The sequence below is a fragment of the Paenibacillus sanfengchensis genome, assembly GCF_036864765.1.
Lineage (GTDB): Bacteria > Bacillota > Bacilli > Paenibacillales > Paenibacillaceae > Fontibacillus > Fontibacillus sanfengchensis.
On record NZ_JBAGJC010000004.1, the window covers coordinates 129,072 to 147,672 of the forward strand.

22 protein-coding genes and 1 pseudogene are annotated in these 18,601 nt (G+C 52.9%); 22 read left to right on the forward strand and 1 reads right to left on the reverse strand.

The features are described from left to right. Window positions 1-13 precede the first annotated feature (13 nt). The 17 genes and pseudogenes from trpB (at window position 14) to V4U84_RS09885 (ending at window position 13,953) form a co-directional block, all read left to right on the forward strand. The gene (gene trpB, locus V4U84_RS09805) at window positions 14-1,225 is read left to right on the forward strand and encodes a tryptophan synthase subunit beta (protein ID WP_334077257.1); all 1,212 of its coding nucleotides are present in this window, start codon (window positions 14-16) and stop codon (window positions 1,223-1,225) included. Then, window positions 1,222-2,052, forward strand: coding sequence for a tryptophan synthase subunit alpha (gene trpA, locus V4U84_RS09810; protein WP_334071575.1), 831 nt, complete (start codon window positions 1,222-1,224; stop codon window positions 2,050-2,052). Before trpB ends, trpA begins: the two co-directional genes overlap by 4 nt. Window positions 2,053-2,103: 51 nt before the next feature. Continuing rightward, window positions 2,104-3,201, forward strand: coding sequence for a histidinol-phosphate transaminase (gene hisC, locus V4U84_RS09815; RefSeq protein WP_334071574.1), 1,098 nt, complete (start codon window positions 2,104-2,106; stop codon window positions 3,199-3,201). Window positions 3,202-3,239: 38 nt separating this feature from the next. Then, window positions 3,240-4,334, forward strand: coding sequence for a prephenate dehydrogenase (locus tag V4U84_RS09820; protein ID WP_334071573.1), 1,095 nt, complete (start codon window positions 3,240-3,242; stop codon window positions 4,332-4,334). A gap of 462 nt (window positions 4,335-4,796) precedes the next feature. Then, complete coding sequence (locus V4U84_RS09825; protein ID WP_334071571.1) at window positions 4,797-5,582, forward strand: SDR family NAD(P)-dependent oxidoreductase; 786 nt, start codon at window positions 4,797-4,799, stop codon at window positions 5,580-5,582. Window positions 5,583-5,831: 249 nt separating this feature from the next. Further along, complete coding sequence (locus tag V4U84_RS09830; RefSeq protein ID WP_334071570.1) at window positions 5,832-6,425, forward strand: RNA polymerase sigma factor; 594 nt, start codon at window positions 5,832-5,834, stop codon at window positions 6,423-6,425. Continuing rightward, window positions 6,422-7,021 carry an anti-sigma factor gene (locus V4U84_RS09835; protein WP_334071569.1) on the forward strand — a complete coding sequence of 200 codons (600 nt, stop codon included), beginning with the start codon at window positions 6,422-6,424 and terminating at the stop codon, window positions 7,019-7,021. The genes V4U84_RS09830 and V4U84_RS09835 overlap by 4 nt, the downstream gene beginning before the upstream one ends. 118 nt (window positions 7,022-7,139) lie before the next feature. Next, the gene (locus V4U84_RS09840; protein WP_334071568.1) at window positions 7,140-7,739 is read left to right on the forward strand and encodes a histidine phosphatase family protein; all 600 of its coding nucleotides are present in this window, start codon (window positions 7,140-7,142) and stop codon (window positions 7,737-7,739) included. 106 nt (window positions 7,740-7,845) lie between these two features. Next, a complete protein-coding gene (locus tag V4U84_RS09845) occupies window positions 7,846-8,934 on the forward strand; it encodes a DUF5302 domain-containing protein (RefSeq protein WP_334071567.1) in 1,089 nt (362 codons plus the stop codon). Between the two features lie 9 nt (window positions 8,935-8,943). Next, window positions 8,944-9,218 (forward strand): annotated as a pseudogene (locus tag V4U84_RS09850) (gamma carbonic anhydrase family protein); the annotation flags it as partial. Between the two features lie 16 nt (window positions 9,219-9,234). Beyond that, window positions 9,235-9,417, forward strand: coding sequence for an IDEAL domain-containing protein (locus V4U84_RS09855; RefSeq protein ID WP_334071566.1), 183 nt, complete (start codon window positions 9,235-9,237; stop codon window positions 9,415-9,417). Between the two features lie 78 nt (window positions 9,418-9,495). Further along, window positions 9,496-9,924, forward strand: a complete 429-nt coding sequence (locus tag V4U84_RS09860) for a DUF2487 family protein (protein ID WP_334071565.1) — start codon at window positions 9,496-9,498, stop codon at window positions 9,922-9,924. A 175-nt stretch (window positions 9,925-10,099) separates the two neighbouring features. Beyond that, window positions 10,100-10,642, forward strand: a complete 543-nt coding sequence (locus V4U84_RS09865; RefSeq protein ID WP_334071564.1) for a QcrA and Rieske domain-containing protein — start codon at window positions 10,100-10,102, stop codon at window positions 10,640-10,642. A gap of 16 nt (window positions 10,643-10,658) precedes the next feature. After that, window positions 10,659-11,330 carry a menaquinol-cytochrome c reductase cytochrome b subunit gene (gene qcrB, locus V4U84_RS09870; RefSeq protein ID WP_148451926.1) on the forward strand — a complete coding sequence of 224 codons (672 nt, stop codon included), beginning with the start codon at window positions 10,659-10,661 and terminating at the stop codon, window positions 11,328-11,330. Window positions 11,331-11,392: 62 nt separating this feature from the next. Continuing rightward, window positions 11,393-12,271 (forward strand): c-type cytochrome, encoded by an 879-nt coding sequence (locus tag V4U84_RS09875; protein WP_334077121.1) that lies wholly within the window; start codon window positions 11,393-11,395, stop codon window positions 12,269-12,271. Window positions 12,272-12,364: 93 nt separating this feature from the next. Continuing rightward, window positions 12,365-13,003, forward strand: coding sequence for a DUF1405 domain-containing protein (locus V4U84_RS09880; protein WP_334071562.1), 639 nt, complete (start codon window positions 12,365-12,367; stop codon window positions 13,001-13,003). Between the two features lie 44 nt (window positions 13,004-13,047). Continuing rightward, window positions 13,048-13,953: a sporulation protein YpjB gene (locus tag V4U84_RS09885; RefSeq protein WP_334077122.1), complete on the forward strand. Its 906-nt coding sequence runs from the start codon at window positions 13,048-13,050 to the stop codon at window positions 13,951-13,953. A 703-nt stretch (window positions 13,954-14,656) separates the two neighbouring features. On the opposite strand, the gene V4U84_RS09890 is transcribed toward V4U84_RS09885, so the two are convergent. Continuing rightward, window positions 14,657-15,520, reverse strand: coding sequence for a YitT family protein (locus tag V4U84_RS09890; protein WP_334077123.1), 864 nt, complete (start codon window positions 15,518-15,520; stop codon window positions 14,657-14,659). A 151-nt stretch (window positions 15,521-15,671) separates the two neighbouring features. Between V4U84_RS09890 and V4U84_RS09895 the strand changes: the two genes are divergently transcribed. From V4U84_RS09895 to bshB1, 5 genes are read left to right on the forward strand one after another with little or no spacing between them, the layout of a single operon-like run. After that, a complete protein-coding gene (locus tag V4U84_RS09895) occupies window positions 15,672-16,004 on the forward strand; it encodes a nucleotide pyrophosphohydrolase (protein WP_334071559.1) in 333 nt (110 codons plus the stop codon). A 52-nt stretch (window positions 16,005-16,056) separates the two neighbouring features. Next, window positions 16,057-16,590, forward strand: coding sequence for a tetratricopeptide repeat protein (locus V4U84_RS09900; RefSeq protein ID WP_334077124.1), 534 nt, complete (start codon window positions 16,057-16,059; stop codon window positions 16,588-16,590). A gap of 31 nt (window positions 16,591-16,621) precedes the next feature. After that, window positions 16,622-17,428 carry a 4-hydroxy-tetrahydrodipicolinate reductase gene (dapB, locus tag V4U84_RS09905; protein ID WP_334077125.1) on the forward strand — a complete coding sequence of 269 codons (807 nt, stop codon included), beginning with the start codon at window positions 16,622-16,624 and terminating at the stop codon, window positions 17,426-17,428. 11 nt (window positions 17,429-17,439) lie between these two features. Continuing rightward, the gene (gene mgsA, locus V4U84_RS09910) at window positions 17,440-17,862 is read left to right on the forward strand and encodes a methylglyoxal synthase (RefSeq protein WP_334071556.1); all 423 of its coding nucleotides are present in this window, start codon (window positions 17,440-17,442) and stop codon (window positions 17,860-17,862) included. After that, entirely contained in the window at window positions 17,859-18,566 is a 708-nt protein-coding gene (bshB1, locus tag V4U84_RS09915; protein WP_334077126.1) for a bacillithiol biosynthesis deacetylase BshB1, read from the forward strand. Before mgsA ends, bshB1 begins: the two co-directional genes overlap by 4 nt. Window positions 18,567-18,601 lie beyond the last annotated feature (35 nt).

Sequence of the window (18,601 nt, forward strand, 5' to 3'; positions counted from 1 at the left end):
GGTGAAGGGGAACATGACGCAAGAGACTAAGCAGGTACCGGATGAGCATGGCCGCTTCGGTCCCTTTGGAGGCCGTTACGTACCGGAAACGTTGATGAATGCCTTGATCGAACTCGAAGAATCTTACCGCAAATTTCAGGATGATCCCGAATTCCAGGAGGAGATCGCCTATTTACTTAAGCAGTACTCCGGAAGGGAAACCCCGCTGTACTACGCGGAGCGGCTGACCGAGCATTTGGGCGGCGCCAAGATCTATCTGAAGCGTGAGGATTTGAACCATACCGGAGCGCACAAAATCAACAATGCGATCGGGCAGGGGATTTTGGCCAAACGGATGGGCAAACGAAAGGTGATCGCCGAAACCGGCGCCGGACAGCACGGGGTGGCCACAGCCACGGTAGCCGCGTTGCTGGGACTGGAGTGCAAGGTGTTCATGGGCGAGGAGGATACGAAGCGTCAGCAGTTGAACGTCTTTCGGATGAAGCTGCTCGGCGCCGAGGTTGTTCCGGTACTGTCGGGCACGCGCACGTTGAAGGACGCTTGCAATGAGGCGCTCCGGTACTGGGTGAGCCATGTGCAGGACACGTTTTACATCCTCGGCTCCGCGACGGGACCGCACCCTTACCCGATGATGGTCCGCAATTTCCAGCGGATCATCGGCGATGAAACGCGCCGGCAAATCCTCGAGGCGGAAGGGCGGCTGCCCGATATGCTGATCGCCGCCGTCGGCGGCGGCAGCAATGCGATCGGAATGTTTTATCCTTTCGTTGGCGATGAAGGCGTGAAGCTTGTCGGAGTGGAAGCCGCGGGCCGAGGCGTCGACACGGAATTCCATGCCGCTACGATGACGAAGGGCACGAAGGGCGTATTCCAGGGAAGCATGAGCTATTTGCTGCAGGACGCCTTCGGTCAGGTACTGCCTGCGCATTCCATTTCGGCAGGACTTGACTACCCGGGGATCGGCCCGGAGCATTCCTATCTCAAGGATATCGAGCGGGCGACATATTATCCGATTACCGACCGGGAAGCGCTCGACGCGCTGCAACTGCTTAGCCGGCTGGAGGGGATTATTCCAGCGCTGGAATCCGCGCACGCGGTGGCGCAGGCGGTTAAGCTGGCGCCGGACATGAGCCGGGACGAGATCGTTGTCATCTGCCTCTCCGGCCGCGGGGATAAGGATGTCGAGTCGATTATGGCATATACGGAAGGAGGCGCAGAGCTATGAGCGGCGCTACTGCTGTCAATTTGATGGATCGGACGTTTGCAAACCTGAAGGCCGCCGGCAAAACCGCACTTATCCCATTTATAACGGTGGGCGATCCCGATCCCGACACCACGCTCGACATTATCGTCGAACTGGAGCGGGCGGGGGCGGATATTCTGGAGCTCGGCGTCCCTTATTCCGATCCGCTGGCCGATGGCCCCGTCATCCAGCGGGCGTCGGAGCGGGCGCTGGTACGCCGGATTGCGGTGGAAACCTGCATCGATACGGCGCGCAAAGCCAGGGAGCGGGGCGTGAGCATGCCTTTTGTTCTGTTCACGTATTATAATCCCGTGCTGCAGACGGGGTTGGAGCGATTCTTCCTTCTTCTGCGGGAGGCCGGAATCAGCGGCGTTATAATCCCCGACCTTCCCTTTGAGGAAGCGGAGGAGGCCCTGAGGCTGGCCGATGCGGCGGGGATCCGGCTCGTTCCGCTCGTCGCTCCGACTTCGGAAAGCCGAGTCGCGAAGATTTTGTCCCGGGCCAGAGGCTTCATTTACTGCGTATCCTCGCTTGGCGTTACCGGAGAGCGAAGTTCTTTTCACCAGCAGGTGGACGAATTTATCGCCTCGGTCAAAGCTCAGACCGATTTGCCGGTCGCCGTCGGCTTCGGGATTTCCAATCGCGAACAGGTCCAGCGTTTTTCAGAGTTTTGCGATGGAGTCGTGGTCGGAAGCGCCATCGTCCGCAAGATCGAAGAGAGCTTGCCTCTACTGCAACAAGAGGCTACCCGAGAACAAGGCTTGTTGCAAATCCACGACTTTGTGGCACAATTAAATATAAAAGACTAGCAAAGTTGGAGCTGTATTGCCCGATTTTGCCTGAGAGAGGAAGGTACTTATATGCAGCCAAAACCGAACATCGTCGATCTTCCGGTGTACCAGCCGGGAAAACCGATAGAAGAAGTAAAGCGTGAGCTGGGTTTGACGGAAGTGATCAAGCTGGCATCGAACGAGAACCCCTTCGGCTGCTCGCCGCGCGTCCGTCAGGCGATCGAAGCGGAGCTATCCCATTTAAGCCTTTATCCGGACGGCAGCGCCGCCGAATTGAGAGAGGCTTTGGCGGCCTATCACGGAGTTGATCGGGATCAACTGATCTTCGGGTGCGGTTCCGACGAAATTATCGCCTTGATTGCCCGCGCCTTCTTCGTTCACGGTGACGAGAACGTGATGGCGGATCAAACGTTTTCCGTCTATAAGTCGAATGCGGACATCGAAGGGGCGGTCAGTATTGAGGTACCGCTCCGGGAGGGCGCCCATGATTTGGAAGCCATGCTGGAGAAGATCGGAGACAAAACAAAAGCCGTGTGGATCTGCAATCCGAACAACCCGACGGGGACAATCGTTTCAAACGACGAGTTGATCGCTTTCTTGGACCGGGTACCGGGACATGTGCTGGTTGTTTTGGATGAAGCCTATGCCGAGTATGTCACCGATCCTTCGTATACGAATGGAGTCAAGCTGTTGTCGAAGTATCCTAATCTGATCGTGCTGCGGACATTTTCCAAAATCTACGGACTTGCCTCGCTGCGGATCGGATACGGAATCGGGCAGCCGAACATCATCAAATTCATCAATCAGGTTCGCGAACCGTTTAATACGTCCCGGATCGGCCAGGCGGCCGCGCTCGCTTCGCTGGGTGACGACAGTTTTGTTGCCGAATGCCGGAGCCAGAACAGCGTGGGGATCCAATATCTCACCGAGCAGTTTAAACGGTTGAACTTGACCCATTTCCCGGCGCACGGCAATTTCATCATGGTGGATGTCGAAATGCCGGCGACAGAGATGTTCCAATCGCTGATGAAGCTGGGTATCATCGTGCGCGCGGGATTCGGGAAATACCCGCAATATATTCGGGTCACGGTCGGGTCCTCCGAACAGAACGCCAAATTTATCGCAGCACTGGAGCAAGTTCTCTCCGCGCAGAAAGCCGGAGTCTAGAGCTTGCCGACTATAAATCAGAAATCGAGTGAATGCATATGACGACTAAAGTAGCAATCTTCGGCGTCGGTTTAATCGGCGGATCGCTGGGGCTCTGCCTGAGAGGCAAGCCCGGCATCACCGTCGTTGGACACAGCCAGCGCCCCGGTTCATTGAACCGGATGATCGAACGCGGGGTCGTGGATGCCGCTACCCTTTCCATGGAGGAAGCGGCCGCCGACGCCGATTTTATATTTTTATGCGTCCCGGTCGGAAATTTGGAAGAATATCTGGAGAAGCTTTACGCGCTGCCTTTAAAACCGGGCTGCATCATCACCGATGTCGGCAGTACGAAGGCTTCCGTCACGGAGCGTGCGCGGAGCCTTTCCGCTCCGGGCGTATATTTTATCGGTGGACATCCTATGGCGGGATCGGAGCGCTCCGGTGTGGATGCGGCGTCGACTTTGCTGTTTGAAAACGCCTTTTACGTTCTGACCCCTTCTCCCGATGTGCCGGAGGAAGCTTACTCGCGGCTGGAGCAGCTTCTTGCCTATACGCGGGCCCAAATCGTACGCGTCGACGCCGTTATGCACGACCGGATCGTCGGGGCGATCAGCCATCTTCCCCACATTATCGCGGTGGCGCTGGTCAACCAGGTGTGCGATTACAACGCGGCCAACGGGCTCTACCGGACGCTGGCCGCCGGGGGATTTCGCGATATTACGCGCATCGCCTCGAGCGATCCTTTGATCTGGAGAGATATACTCCTCAGCAACCGGGAGGTGCTGCTTTCGCTGCTGCGGGATTGGAACGGGGAAATCGCCGGTTTTATCCGGCTGCTTGAAGCGCAGGACGGGGACGGGATCAAGCAGGCTTTCGAAAAAGCCAACCAGTTCCGCGGCGAATTGCCGGAACGGCGCAAGGGAGCGATAACATCCTTGTTCGATCTGTACATCGACGTTCCCGATCATCCGGGGATCATTGGGCAGATTGCTACCCAGCTCGGCGTCCATCAGATCAATTTGAGCAATATGCAAATCATCGAGAGCCGGGAGGACGTCCCCGGCGTACTGCGGCTTTCCTTCCGGCAAGAGGCGGAGATGGAGCGGGCCAAAGACCATTTGCTGACGCTCGGGTACTCGGTGTACGTCTGAATTTGGAGGGGGAGCCCCCCTTCGGAACCGGCAGATGTAAACGCTTAAAAAAAAGTGTTGACAGAATGAAAACGGATACATATAATAAAAGTACAGTATGGTTTCTCTCCACTCCTATCCAATAACTGTATTGCTCTGAAAATGAGCAATGGGCCGCGAACAGCGGCCTTTTTTTTGCGTATTTTTTGGTAAATAAAAGCACCGGCCGCTACTGGAAATGACGATTTGGAGTTGATGAACGCAACAAAACGGCTGCAATTTTCGTTAGTTAGATATTAGAAAAGGCAATTTATCGCAACACACACATAGTAAGATTCCCTCTTTTTTGTTATCATTTAGAAAAGTACGGAACGCTGTTGGCGGCAAATAGTGTCAGGGTTTAACAATATCGTAAAGTTTGAATATGCTATGATTACGGATATGCGAACGGTTCAGTACATAGTGTTAAGGGGGCTCCGAACCATGGATCTCGGATTAAAGGGCAAAAAAGCGATCGTTACGGGCGGCAGCAAGGGGATCGGATTAGCCGCAGCGCTTACTTTGGCTTCCGAAGGAGCCAAGGTGGCGATCGTGGCGAGGGACCGCGATGATCTGAAGGCCGCCGCGCAGTTGATCGAGGAGCGTACGGGTACCGCTCCACTCTGGATTTCCGCGGACGTGTCGGTCAAGCGGGAAGCGGAGAAGGCGGTCGAAACGGCCGTAAGCGGCCTCGGCGGGTTGGATATCCTGGTAAACAATGCCGGCACCTCGGCGGCTCGTCCGTTCGACGAGGTTGAAACGGAGGACTGGACGGCGGATTTGGATCTTAAACTTTTCGCGGCCGCCCATTTTTCCAAGACGGCTCTGCCTTATCTTCGTCAAGCCCAGGGAGGCGGCGCGATAGTTAATGTCACTGCCATCGGAGGAAAGACGCCTGGGGCCTCGTCCTTGCCGACCTCGGTGAGCCGCGCCGCCGGCCTGGCCTTAACCAAAGCGATGAGCAAAGACCTGGCGGGGGAAGGGATTCGCGTCAACGCTGTGTGTATCGGCCTGATCCATAGCGCGCAGATTGAACGGAAATGGAAGAGTCTCGCCCCAGAGCTGTCCTGGGAGGAATTTGCGCGCGATCCGAGGCACGGCATTCCGCTCGGACGGATCGGCGAGGCCCAAGAGGCCGCCAATGTTATCGCTTTTCTGGTTTCGCAGGCAGCCTCCTATATTACCGGAACCGCAGTTAACATCGACGGGGGACTTTCGGCCGTCCTTTAAAACTTTCGTTTTTTGGACGGGTGGTTGTTGGTTTAATCGTACCTGATGATATTTTTTAATTTTTGTATTTCATGATATACTAATCGTTGATGTAAAAAAGCGTTATTTTTCGACATTCGTTGTTGCTTTAATCTTCAATTTATTGAATTTGTTACATAAGAACCGCAACTTTTTCGTTCCTGTTCGGTAATAATGTGTGTAGGATCGAACGGGGAGAGCGTATGGATGGGCGAGGAGGATCGCACTCAGATGACGGATTCCCAAATGATTCGTGAAATTAAGGAAGGCAATACGGAGCTGTACTCAGAGCTGATGCGTCGCTACCAGCGAAAGATATTGGCCTTTGTCTACCACATGTTGAAGAGCGCCCAACTGGAGTTGCTCGCAGAAGATATTTGCTCGGAAACGTTCTATAAAGCATTTCGCAGCTTGCATTCTTTCCGGGAAGTGGACGCTTCCTTTTCGACCTGGCTTTACACTATTGCCAGAAATACGGTGCTCAGTGAGCTGCGCAAGCAGCGCGGCGCCAATATACCTTTGGAAGAGAGCGGGATCGTGCCGGTGGCGCCGGTTGACGTTGCGCCGGAGCAAGCCGTTCTCCGGAGCGAGAAGGTCGGCAAGGTCCGGGAAGCGATTAATAATCTCCCGGAGAAACAGCGGTCCGCTTTAATTTTGCGCGAATACGACCAGTTGGACTATCAGGAAATCGCCAGTATTCTCGGACAGAGCGTAAGCGCGGTGAAATCCCTTTTGTTCCGGGCGAGGAGCAGCGTAAAGAGTCAGCTTGAACCCTACTTTTACGAACCGATTTACGAGCATTACGAGGGGATGAAAAGCAGATGAATTGTAAAGAGGCCCAAGAATTGTTCGGTGTGATGCCCGATTTGCCGGAGCATCATCCACAGCGCAAAATGCTGGAATGGCATATTTTGGGCTGCGAGTCCTGCGCGGCTGAATATCAGATTTGGACGGAGAGTCTTGACGCCGTTCAAGCACTGCCCATCGAAGTCAGTGAGGAACAAGCGGAGTCCGTCAACCGTAGGGTAATGGATCGCATCTATGCGGAATCGCCTTGGCTTGCTCCCGACATCCGGGATAAAGGGTATGCCCGGCGCATTCGCCGTCGTGTAACCCTCTGGTCGGCTTGCTTTCTGGCCGTCTTTCTTTTCAGCACCTTACTGTTCTTTATTGGCGGTACACTGGAGCAGAAGGAAGCCAATAAACCGGCAACCGGCATCGTTCCTGCGGCCGTAGTCTCTGCGGATACGGAGATTTCGGGGGATTTTACATTTAAACTTCCTACCGTTTCCCGTGGGGTTGTCGAGCCGTTTGTCGTCCAACTGGGACCGGCTTATCCGCAATATTGGATGCTGCTGTCCATGGCCGGAATGGCGCTGGCACTGGTGTCTTGGAAAGGAATTCGACGATACCGAAGATGATCGGCTGTCCCTTTGAATAACGCTTCTTCCGATTTTTTACTCGGAATGAGGCGTTTTGTTTTTTGAATGATATAATATGGTATACAATAGATCACTATTCGACCAAGGAGGGGGAACCATGCTAGTTGGATTGATCCGTCACGGGCTCACCGACTGGAACGCGGCCGGAAGAATTCAGGGGCAGAGCGATATTCCGCTGAATGAGGAAGGCCGGAGACAAGCGGTACGGTTGGCTGAACGTTTAAAGGAAGAAGAGGATACACAGTGGGATTTCGTGATTACTAGCGGGCTTAAGCGAGCGGAAGAGACGGGCCAAATTATCGCCAATCGATTGGGTATACCCCTTTATGAACCGGACTCACGGATTATGGAAAGGTCATTCGGTCAGGCGGAGGGTTTGACGGCGTTGGAAAGGGAGGCCAAGTGGGGAAAGGATTGGGATCTTCAAGAGTTGGGGCAGGAGAAGATTGAAGCGATCCGGCTGCGGGGTCTTTCGTTTTTGAGCGACCTGGGAGAACGTTACGGAGATAAAAATGTGCTTGTAGTCAGTCACGGCGGTCTGCTCGCCCAATTGTTCGCGGCGTTGTATCAGGAACAATGCACGGAAAGAATAGGCAACTTATCCTTGACTATTTTGGAAAAAAACGAGTTGAAGTGGGACCTGCGTCTCTATAACTGCCTCCGCCATCTGGAAGAGATCATAGAGGAGATAAAATAAGGATATGTCAGACAATCCGGGGGATTCCGGGTTGTTTTTTTTAGGTCCCCGGAATAAAAGTTGAAAAAAATCCCATAATGGTAGTAAAACGGCGAGGCGGTATGATATGAATCTGGCGGATATGCTTACATATGCCGACATCGGACAGCTTAGCAGAATAGCAAACCATTACCAATGCGAATGCAACGGGAATTCCAAGCACGAATTAATTCAATCGATCCTTCAAACGATCGGGCGAAGGGAGTTTATCGATTCCCACGTGGAAGGGATGAGTTTGGAAGATTTGCGCTTTCTGAATGGCCTGATCTTTGACGGACGCCGTCAGTTCAGTTTGGAAGAGTTGATTGCCCGCGCCCAGCAGTCGCGCTATACGGAGGACGCCAGAGAGAGGGAGAGTCCGCGGGATGTCATCACCCGGTTCAGACAACGGGGGTGGCTGTTCCAGGGGATGACCCATAACACGAAATATTTGTACGAGGTTCCGGAAGATTTAAAACGCCGTTTCCGGGAAGCGCTGGAGCGCCGCTTTAAAGCGGGGGTCGTGACCTGTACCGATGAACCGCCCATGTACCGGGAGGAACCCGACTTGCTCTCCGAGGATTTAATTCTGTTTCTGCGCTATGTGGAGAAGCAGGAAATCCCCCTGAACAACGAGGGTGTGATGTATCGCCGAAACCAGCAGCAAATTCTGGAGAGCTTTCACATTTCGGAGCCGCTGGTCGGCAAAGGGTGGCGATTCGGGTATGGCCGGCGTTTCAAAGATTACCCGAACCGGTTTGCGTTGCTTTACGATTACGCCAGCCATGCCGGCTGGATCCGTGAAGAGGGGGACCGTCTCCTGCTGACTCCCGCGGGCGGGGCGTTTTTGAACGAAGAAAGACGCGAACCGATGATACAGTTCGTCACCTTTTGGTTAAGACTTTATAAAGGGCCGATCCCTAACTTACTCTCTTTGGTCTACTGGATCGAAAGTTGCAGCAGAGAGTGGGTGACTGTATCCTCGCTATATGGCAGGATGTCGTCCCTGATCAAGCCCTTCTTCTACGATTCGTCCGCATCCATTTTTGAGGAGCGCATTCTACATATGATGCTTCACCTGGGGATGGTGAGAATCGGGGAAGACGGTCGGGGAGAAAGGTACGTGCAGACGACACCGTTTGGTAAATCTGCAGTACATCGGCTTCTAAAAAGCTGATCGTCCAGCGTGATCGGGCAGTTCAATACGGGGCAGCCTTAATCGCCGGGAACCGGCTAGCGGTTGGCCACGGTGCCATTATCCACGTCTGTACTTTAGGCCAAGGCACATTAATCGGCATGGGGGCTATCGTCTTAAACGGAGCCGAAATCGGTGAATATGCTTTAGTAGGAGCAGGTTCTTTCGTTACGGAAAACAAAAAAATTCCACCCTATACTCTTTCCCGAGGGACGGCGGAACGCTACCTGATCAGGGAGAAGGAATATAGGATCACTAAACAGTAGGTTGGAGGTGCATCCTATGGATCAGATGAAGGTTACTTATGAAGCGATGCTCAGTTTAGCGGCGGAGATGGTTTGGGACGAAGCGTTACGCAAACACCGGTCGGAGCAGATTTACACCGAGATTGACAACGCTCTGGAACAAGGCGATGAGGTGGCCTTCCGGCTTCTGACGGATGAACTGAAGACGCTGGAAAAATAAAAGAAATGCCCCCGGGCATTTCTTTTTTTCATTAAATTTTTCATTATAATGGGAGCAGGAGAGAAAGGGGCGAATATTATGAAATTTAGTGACATCGAACCGGGGACATGGGAGGAATTGCGGCCCTATTTGGACACCTGCCTGATTCCGGTCACGGGCCTAACGGGGAAGGAGCGGCCGAACGAGGTCGTGGAAGCGTTGGAGAAATTACGGGATGTGCTGGATTGGGTGGAGTCTCCTTTTCACGGGAGAGTGGTGACGTACCCTTCATTCCAATATGGAGAGGAAGAAATGATGCCACATATCAATGAGGTCTGCCGCCGTGTGAAACGGTCCGGATTTATGTATGCGATCGTGATTTCGGGCAGACTGGAGCTGCGCCGGGAACAACTGCCCGATGCGGATTTGTTGATCAGCCCGGGGTTGTTTCCCCCAACGGAAGAAAAATTGCCGAAGCAGAGGGTAATGGAGCAGGTTCAAGCACTTTGGCAAGGAAGCAAGTACTGAATGTGACAAATTATTGACAAATAGAAAGCGTTAGCAATCTGGCCAAGGGAAAAAATGTGTCTAATTCTTGACGCTCTTGAAAGCCTAATATATTATTAATATGTCTTACACAACAATGTGATAATTGTCATTGAAACGGAGAGAGAATTGGTAGGCAAAGGGGGTTGAAGACTGTATGAGCAATCAGCACGAAGAGCATGAAGAATTGCATAAACCGCCCATTCGTAAGGAAATGTCCCGTCGGCAGTTTCTTACATATACACTGGGAGGCGCGACCGCCTTTATGGCAGCAGGTGTGACGCTTCCGATGGTTCGATTTGCCGTGGATCCGATTCTGCAAAAGAAAGATGAAGGTGCGTTTGTTAAAGTAGTAGAGGTCAGTAAAATCACAAACGAGCCGCAGGAATTTACTTTTGAACTCAAGCAGCAGGACGGTTGGTACTTGAGCACCTCGAACCTGACGGCCTGGATCCGTAAAGACGAGAGCGGAAAAATTTATGCGCTTTCACCGATTTGTAAGCACTTGGGTTGTACGATCGGCTGGAACACCAACACGAATTTTCCCGACCAATATCATTGTCCTTGTCATGGGGCGCACTACACAAAGGAGGGCAAACAGCTTGCCGTCGCGTCGAAGCCGCTTGATGAATACAAGGTAATGATCAAGGACGAGTGGGTTTATTTGGGCGAGATCATCCCGAATACGATCGTGAAATAAGGAGGCGTAGATTCAGATGTTTAAAAATGTTTACAACTGGATTGACGAACGTCTAGATATCACGCCGATCTGGAGAGATGTTGCCGATCATGAAGTTCCGGAGCATGTCAACCCGGCGCACCATTTCTCGGCATTTGTTTACTGTTTCGGCGGCTTGACGTTTTTTATTACCGTGATCCAGATTTTATCGGGGATGTTTCTGACGATGTATTATGTTCCCGATATCATTAACGCATACAACAGCGTTGAATTTTTGCAAACCCAGGTTGCGTTCGGGCAAATCGTCCGGGGGATGCACCACTGGGGCGCGAGCCTTGTTATCGTCATGATGTTTTTGCATACGCTCCGCGTGTTCTTCACAGGTTCTTACAAAGCGCCGCGTGAGATGAACTGGGTGGTCGGCATGCTGATCTTCTTCGTAATGATCGGTCTCGGGCTGACGGGCTATTTGCTTCCTTGGGACAACAAGGCCTACTTCGCTACCAAAGTAACATTGGAAATCGCAAACTCGGTTCCCGTACTCGGACCCGTTATTAAGGAACTGCTGCAAGGCGGTACGATTGTCGGTGCCGAAACGCTTACCCGCTTCTTCGCCATTCACGTGTTCTTCCTTCCGGCGGTGCTGCTGATCCTTCTGGTGGGACACTTCATTATGATCCGCAGACAAGGCATCTCGGGCCCGCTTTAACATCGAACAGGGGCGTGCCCCTGCTGGCAGACACCAAACATTTTGAGAAGGGAGGAAATTACATGGCTCATGGTGACAAATCAAAACAGGAAAAAGTCGTATTTGTCGGCGATTCACGGGTACGCAAAGGGAACGGTTTCATCACTCCTCCCGACTATACGGCGTACCCGGGGAAATCCGAGGCGTTTATCCCCAACTTCCTGCTCAAGGAATGGATGGTGGGCGTCGTCGTCCTCGTCGGTTTTCTGGTACTGACGATTTCGGAGCCGGCTCCGCTCGGTTTCCCGGCGAATCCGAGCGCATCGGTTATCCCGATGCCGGACTGGTACTTCCTGTTTCTGTACCAATACTTGAAATATCCTTATGCGTCCGGAGATTTCGTGGTTCTCGGCACGTTGGGAATTCCGACCGTGGCGTTCGGAGGGCTGCTGTTGGCGCCTTTCCTGGATCGCGGCAAGGAGCGCCGTTTTTATAAACGGCCGATCGCTTCGGCGCTGATGTTTCTTTCCCTGGCTTCGCTGGTATACCTTACGAACTTCGCTTGGACGCACTATAAGCATGAATTGGAAGCTTCGGGGGTGCAACCGGAGCATATCCAGCGCGAGGAGAAGGCAAGGGAAAACCGCGAGAAAGGCTTGCCGACTTCAAGTGGAGTCAAACAGGAAGAAGTCGCGATTGTGGATAAGGACGATCCGGCCATGGAGACCTACAAGAAAGCGACCTGCGTGTCCTGTCATGGCGCCGATTTGAAAGGGGCCAGCGGTCCCGCGCTGAGAGGCGTTGGCGACAAGCACGATAAGGACGCCATCCTTTCCATTATAAAGGAAGGTTATAACGGGAAGATGCCGGCGATGTACGATACCGCGATCAGCGCAGGTCTGACGGATCAGGACATCGACCATTTGGCCGAATGGCTTGCGAAACAAAAAACGGAACAGTAAAATAGAGCAATAAGAGAAAACCTGATCGTTTCGGCGGTCAGGTTTTTTAGTATCGCCGGACATGGGCTAAATTTGAGGAAATGAGGTTTTTTTTTGAAATTGTCTTTTTTCTGGAGCCGGACACTGCTCTCGTCACGATTGCTGCTCTGGCCGCTGTTTATTTGCAACTTGTTGGGGACGGTCTACGGATACATATGGTACGATGCGCAGTTGCGGGAGACCTGGCTGAACCATCCGCTTTGGCGGATTGTTTTTGTGCCTGACAGCCCTACGGCAAGTCTGTTCTTCACACTATCGCTCTTGTTTTTGCTATTTCCCGTACGTTTGGGCAGGTTTGCCGGAACCCGCAAGCTTCTTGAAGGGTTGGCTGTCGTGACCAGCGTAAAATACGGCGTTTGGGCGGTCAGTATGATCTTTGCCGGCGCTTATCAGGGTGACGTCCTCGGGTGGCAGGATTGGATGCTGGTAGGCTCCCACTTGGCGATGGCGGTGGAAGCCTTGTTATACGTCCGTCTGTTCCGCTTCGGCACGGGTATGCTGATCGCCGCCGGTTGCTGGACATTGCTGAACGACGCGGTTGATTATACTTATGAAGTTTATCCATGGCTTCCCAGAACGTTATGGGATGATGTTCCTTCCGTCATGATATTCACGTTTTGCCTCACCTTGGCAAGCGTGGCCGCCGGCTGGTTCGCCCTCAAGGGCGCAGGCCGGACGAAAGCCGGGTTCTAAGGACGGACAGCCCGCCATACCATGGAGGTAAGGGGGGATTGTCCGTGAAAAGGAGAAACACCATCGCTTTGATCCTATTGCTGGGGGGGCTTGTCGTCCTCGCCGGTCTGCCGTTTTCGGGGACTGGCTATGCGGGAGCGGATCCCGCTAAGGCCGCCGGAGAATCGGGGAAGGGCGGAACGGCTCGGGAAAGCCGCGAGGCCAAGCTTGCCCGGTTCGAACAGGCTACGGAGGAGTTGTACCGCAGCATGCAGGAAGGGTATACGCAGCAGGCTTTGGAGGATATGGAACGGTTAACGGATGCATTGACAGGTCTCTCGTTTAAAGGTTTGACTTCGGTAGAAGGCATTCATGCGTTGGCCGAAAGCGTTATGGATGTGCAGCAGACACTCATCCGCGCGGAGGTTTCTCCCGACGACTGGATGTTTGTGTCGGCGAAGCTCCGGCTGGCGGCGAACAGTCTCGTTCATCGGGACGATGCGCTCTGGCTTCAATACTATAAGGTCATGCACGAGCAAATGGACAATATCGAAAACGGCCGGATTTCGGGAAGCCGGACGTCCGTCCGCGAAGCCTTTCTGGGGCTCAAGCGGCATTATGACGTAATCCGGCCGGCTGTTGTGATCCGGAAGGAAGCATGGGAGATCAGCCGGTTCGACTCCTGGATGTCGCATGTAGACGGGCTCAGTGAAGAGCAGACTTTGAATGGCGAGGCCTTGGGTCAGGCCCTTAAACAGGGGGAGAAATTTCTAAAGGAGCTATTCGGCAAAACGGAGGATCCCGTATTTCTTCCTGTGACAGGGTACGGGAAACCGGTGTACTGGAGCCTTTTGATCGGGGGGTGGATCGTATTGGCACTCGGTTATACCGGGCTGCGGAAGTATATGGCGGATCAGACGGTGATGGCCGCGCATTCGCCCAAAGACCGGGATGACAGCTACAGGTTTTAACGAGGGATACCGGAGTGAGTTCGGGAAAAGAAAAGTGCGTGCTGTAACGGGAACCTCCCGGTACAGCACCCACTTTTCTTTTTTTTAAGATCTATATAGGTTGAACTATTGATTTGCATATTAGACAGCGGTGTAAAGGGTTCCACACTCTTGACCTGCAACTAATGGTTTGGTACGAATTAAAGGGAATTATTCCCGTTAATTTGGTGCGTATGCGGCTGTAGAGGCGAATTAGCTGGAAAAGCTCCCGCTAATTCGCCTGAAATTGTGTATATCGGCAATAGGGCCGCAAAATAGATGGAGCTTTTCCTGCTAAATCCGATCGAAGAACCAAGAGCGGTACATTAACAGGAAATTTTCCCGTTAATGGTCTAGACTCCGACGGTGGGATCTTATATCTACAATTGTGGATGTTGGCAACGTGTATCCGAAACCCTATCTCATCCTTGCCCAACGGCAATTCTTTAAGGCGAAAAGTCTTGAATAGGCAGCACTATGCCATGTTTTGAATGAAATGTCAGTGCTTGATTCTCGATAATCACTAGAAATAACTGCGGATTTGCATCATTTGGAGTTGAAATTGCATTCGGCGCATGGAAAGCTGCGGACTTATCACGGATTGGGATGTTCTGTGTGCTTATGGAGCATCTCACTCCCGACGCAAAGAATACTCATTTTCTCGTACAACGATGGCTGATGGGGCCTAGTCTTCCCGGAACCCTTCGCCATGGACGTCATGCACGTCGCTGATAATGATGAACGCCCGGGGATCGACGGATTTGGCGATACCGTTCAGCCGGCGGATTTCCGTGCGGGAGACGACGCAATAGGCCATATGCTTCGCCTGCTTGGAGTAAGCCCCGACCGCGGGGATCAGTGTGACGCCCCGGTCCATCTCTTTGGTGATAATATCAGCGATTTCCGGCGCGCGGTCGCTGATGATCGTGAAGGCTTTGGCCGCATACGCGCCCTCCTGAATAAAGTCGATTACCCGGGAGGCGATAAACACCGCGACCAAGGTATACAGGATGTTCTCGACCGCCACGTAAAACAGCGAAAGCCCGATGATGATGACATCGATTGTCAGAATGATCTGTCCCATGCTGAAGCCGTATTTCTTGCCGAGTATCTGCGCGACGATATCGGACCCGCCCGTGGTCCCGCCGAACCGGAACACAATGCCGAGCCCGGCCCCGAGTGTAACCCCGGCATATAAAGAAGCCAGGATGTAGTCGGTTTGGAATGTTCTGATCCAACCTGATTCAATCATTTTTTCAAAGATCCAGAGAAAAAACGAGAGTGACCCGATCCCGATGCCCGTATAAATGATCTGTCTTCCCCCAAGTATCTTCCACCCGAGAAGAAACAGCGGAATGTTCAGCAGCAGATTGGAAATCGAGGGGGATATGCCGAACGCGTATTTCAGCAAAATCGTTATCCCGGTAACGCCGCCTTCCATAAGTTGATTGGGTATAATGAAATAAAGAAGTGCGAAGGCATAAATGGCTGTCCCCAGCAGAATGGGAAGCACCGTTTTCATATAACCTCCAAGTTTGCTCGTCTTCATGCAATAATCCCTCACCCATAAATTTAATATAGATTTTTGCGCATTCTTTGTTAGTATACCTTTTTCTGGAGCGATTAAAAAATGATTTGTCTTCAAATTGTCTTTACGATAACATAGGAATGACACCTGACCACAGACGGAGGGATGGCCCTTGGAAGAGAAGTCTCTAGCCGAGCTGCAGCGGGAAGTGGACCAATACATATCGCAGTTTAAAGAAGGTTATTTCAGTCCTCTGTCCATGCTGGCGCGGATGAGCGAAGAGGTTGGCGAACTGGCCCGTGAAGTCAATCACCGTTTCGGCGAGAAACCCAAGAAAGCGAGCGAAGCCGAAAATTCGATTGAACTGGAGCTTGGCGATATTTTATTCATTACGATTTGCTTTGCAAATTCACTCGGTATCGATTTGACGGAAGCGCACGATAAAGTGATGCACAAATTCAATACCCGGGATGCGAACCGGTGGACCAAAAAGGACACCGAATAGGTCCTTGCTTCATATGCTGTAGCAATATCACCCATCAACGGGGGGAAGGCAGATGAAGGCTGAGGACTGTTTAAAAAAAGCTTACCGCAGCATTTATGAAAACGATTTTGAGCAGGCGATCCAATGGTTTGAGCATGCCCTTGTCCTGGAGCCCGATAACGCGGATATTCATTACAGGTGCTCGATTACCTGCGCTCGAAGCGGCCGGCTGGAGAAAGCGCTGGCCCACGCCAGGCTGGCTTCCGCGCTGGTTCCGGTGCAGGAGGAATATGAGCTTCACTTTGACCGTTTGCAGTCGATGGAACTGACTCTCATGGCCAAACGGCTGTTGGAGGGGGAATCCGCGGGCAGCGCGGTCGATGCGGGATTATCCTGCGAACCCGCGGTCCGGCTGCTGGAGCGGGCGGTCCGGCTCGATCCGTTGTCCGTTGACGCGCAGGTATGGTTGGCGATCGCTTATACCGAATTGAAACAGTATGACCGCGCTTTGAGCGCCGTGCAGGAGGCATCCGTTTTACCGCAGGACGTGGGAATTGCGAAACAGCTGCAAGAGTTGGAACAACGCATCAGGAAACATTTGAAATAGCAACTATTCCAGGGAATGTGGGGGATCTGACATGGAGGAACAAATTAGAGTCGCTGTTGCAGGTGCGGCCGGAAGAATGGGTAAAGAAGTAGTCAAGATGGTTTTGGAGGATCCATCTCTTCAATTGGTGGCCGCCCTCGGCCTCAACAATGAAGGCGTCGACGCGGCCACCCTGGTCGGTATGCCCGAGTGCGGGGTACCGCTCACCTCCAATCTGGAGCGGACGCTCACGGAGAGCCGCCCGCACGTCATGGTCGATTTTACGACTCCGGCTTCGGCCTATGTTAACACCGAGACGGCGATCCGGCACGGCGTGGCTCCCGTCGTCGGTACGACCGGGTTTACCCCGGAGCAAATCGAGCTTCTGGACAAGCAGTGCCGGGAAAAAGGCATCGGCGGATTGATCGCCCCCAATTTTTCGATCGGCGCGATTCTGATGATGAAGTTTGCCGCCCAAGCGGCCAAATATTTCCCGCATTTGGAGATCATCGAGTATCACGGCGATCAGAAGCTGGACGCCCCATCGGGCACAGCGATCAAAACGGCCGAGCTCATCGCGATGAACCGCGAAGAGATGAGACAGGGGAACCCGCAGGAAGAAGAGACTATCGAAGGCGCCAGAGGCGGTTATTATAACGGATTCCGAATTCACAGCGTACGCCTTCCCGGGGTTTTTGCCCAGCAAGAGGTCGTATTCGGCGGTTACGGGCAGACGCTTAAGATCCGCCATGATTCCTACGAACGAGCCGGGTATATGCCCGGCGTCAATCTGGCGATCAAAAAAGTGTTGGAACAAAAAGGCATGATCTACGGTTTCGATCATTTTGTGGATGGATAAGGGGTGTAAATATGTTGAACATTGCTTTTATTGCTCACGACCGGAAGAAAGAAGATATTGTTAACTTTGTCATAGCGTACGAGCATGTATTCAAGGACAAGAAATTGTACTCCACCGGAACGACGGGAACGCGAATCATGGAGGCGACGGACCTGAAGATTCACCGGTTCCTCTCGGGGCCGTTGGGAGGAGATCAGCAGATCGGTTCTCTGATTGCCCAGAATGAGATGGATCTGGTTTTGTTCTTCCGCGATCCGTTGATGGCTCAGCCCCATGAACCCGATATTACCGCACTGCTGCGACTTTGCGATGTGCACGGCATCCCTGTCGCGACCAATCTGGCGACAGCGGAGATTCTGGTCCGCGCGCTGGATCGCGGCGATTTTGCCTGGAGAGAACTGGTGGAATTGAACAAGCCGGGGCTAGGCCAATGACTTTGGATATCCTGATTTTCGGGGCACATGCCGACGATGCGGAGATCGGAATGGCGGGAACGATCGCCAAGCAGATTGCCGCCGGTTATACGGTAGGGCTGTGCGATTTGACCCGGGCCGACCTGTCGTCCAACGGAAACGTCGAATTGCGTTTGCAGGAAGCGGAAGCGGCGTCCCGCGTGCTCGGCGTGTCCCGGCGCATCAATCTGGGCTTGCCCGACCGCGGTTTAAGCGGATCGCCGGAACAAATTGCGGCGGTTACGGAAGTGATCCGGGAATATGCGCCTCAAGTGATTTTTGCCCCCTACTGGGAGGACCGTCATCCCGATCATGTCGCTTGCAGCAAATTGGTGGAAGAGGCGGCGTTCAACGCCAAACTCCGCCGGTATATGCCCGGCAAACCGGCTGTTCCGGCGCCGGAATTGTATTATTATTTTATCAATGACTGGAAGACACCGGATCTGCTCATGGATGTTACGGATTTCTACTCCGTCAAGGAAGAGGCGCTGGGCTGCTACAAATCCCAATTTGGACAAGCTGAAGGGGACAAGGATGTCGCTCCGACCCCACTCAACCAGGGTTATGTCGAACGGGTGAAGGCCAGAGACGCGCTGCTCGGACAGCGCAGACTAATCCCTTATGCGGAAGGATTTATGGTAAAAACACCCTATCTGATTCATCTATTCGGATCTGACCGAACATAGACTGGAAACAGAAAAGGTTTGAAAAGGAGGCCCCC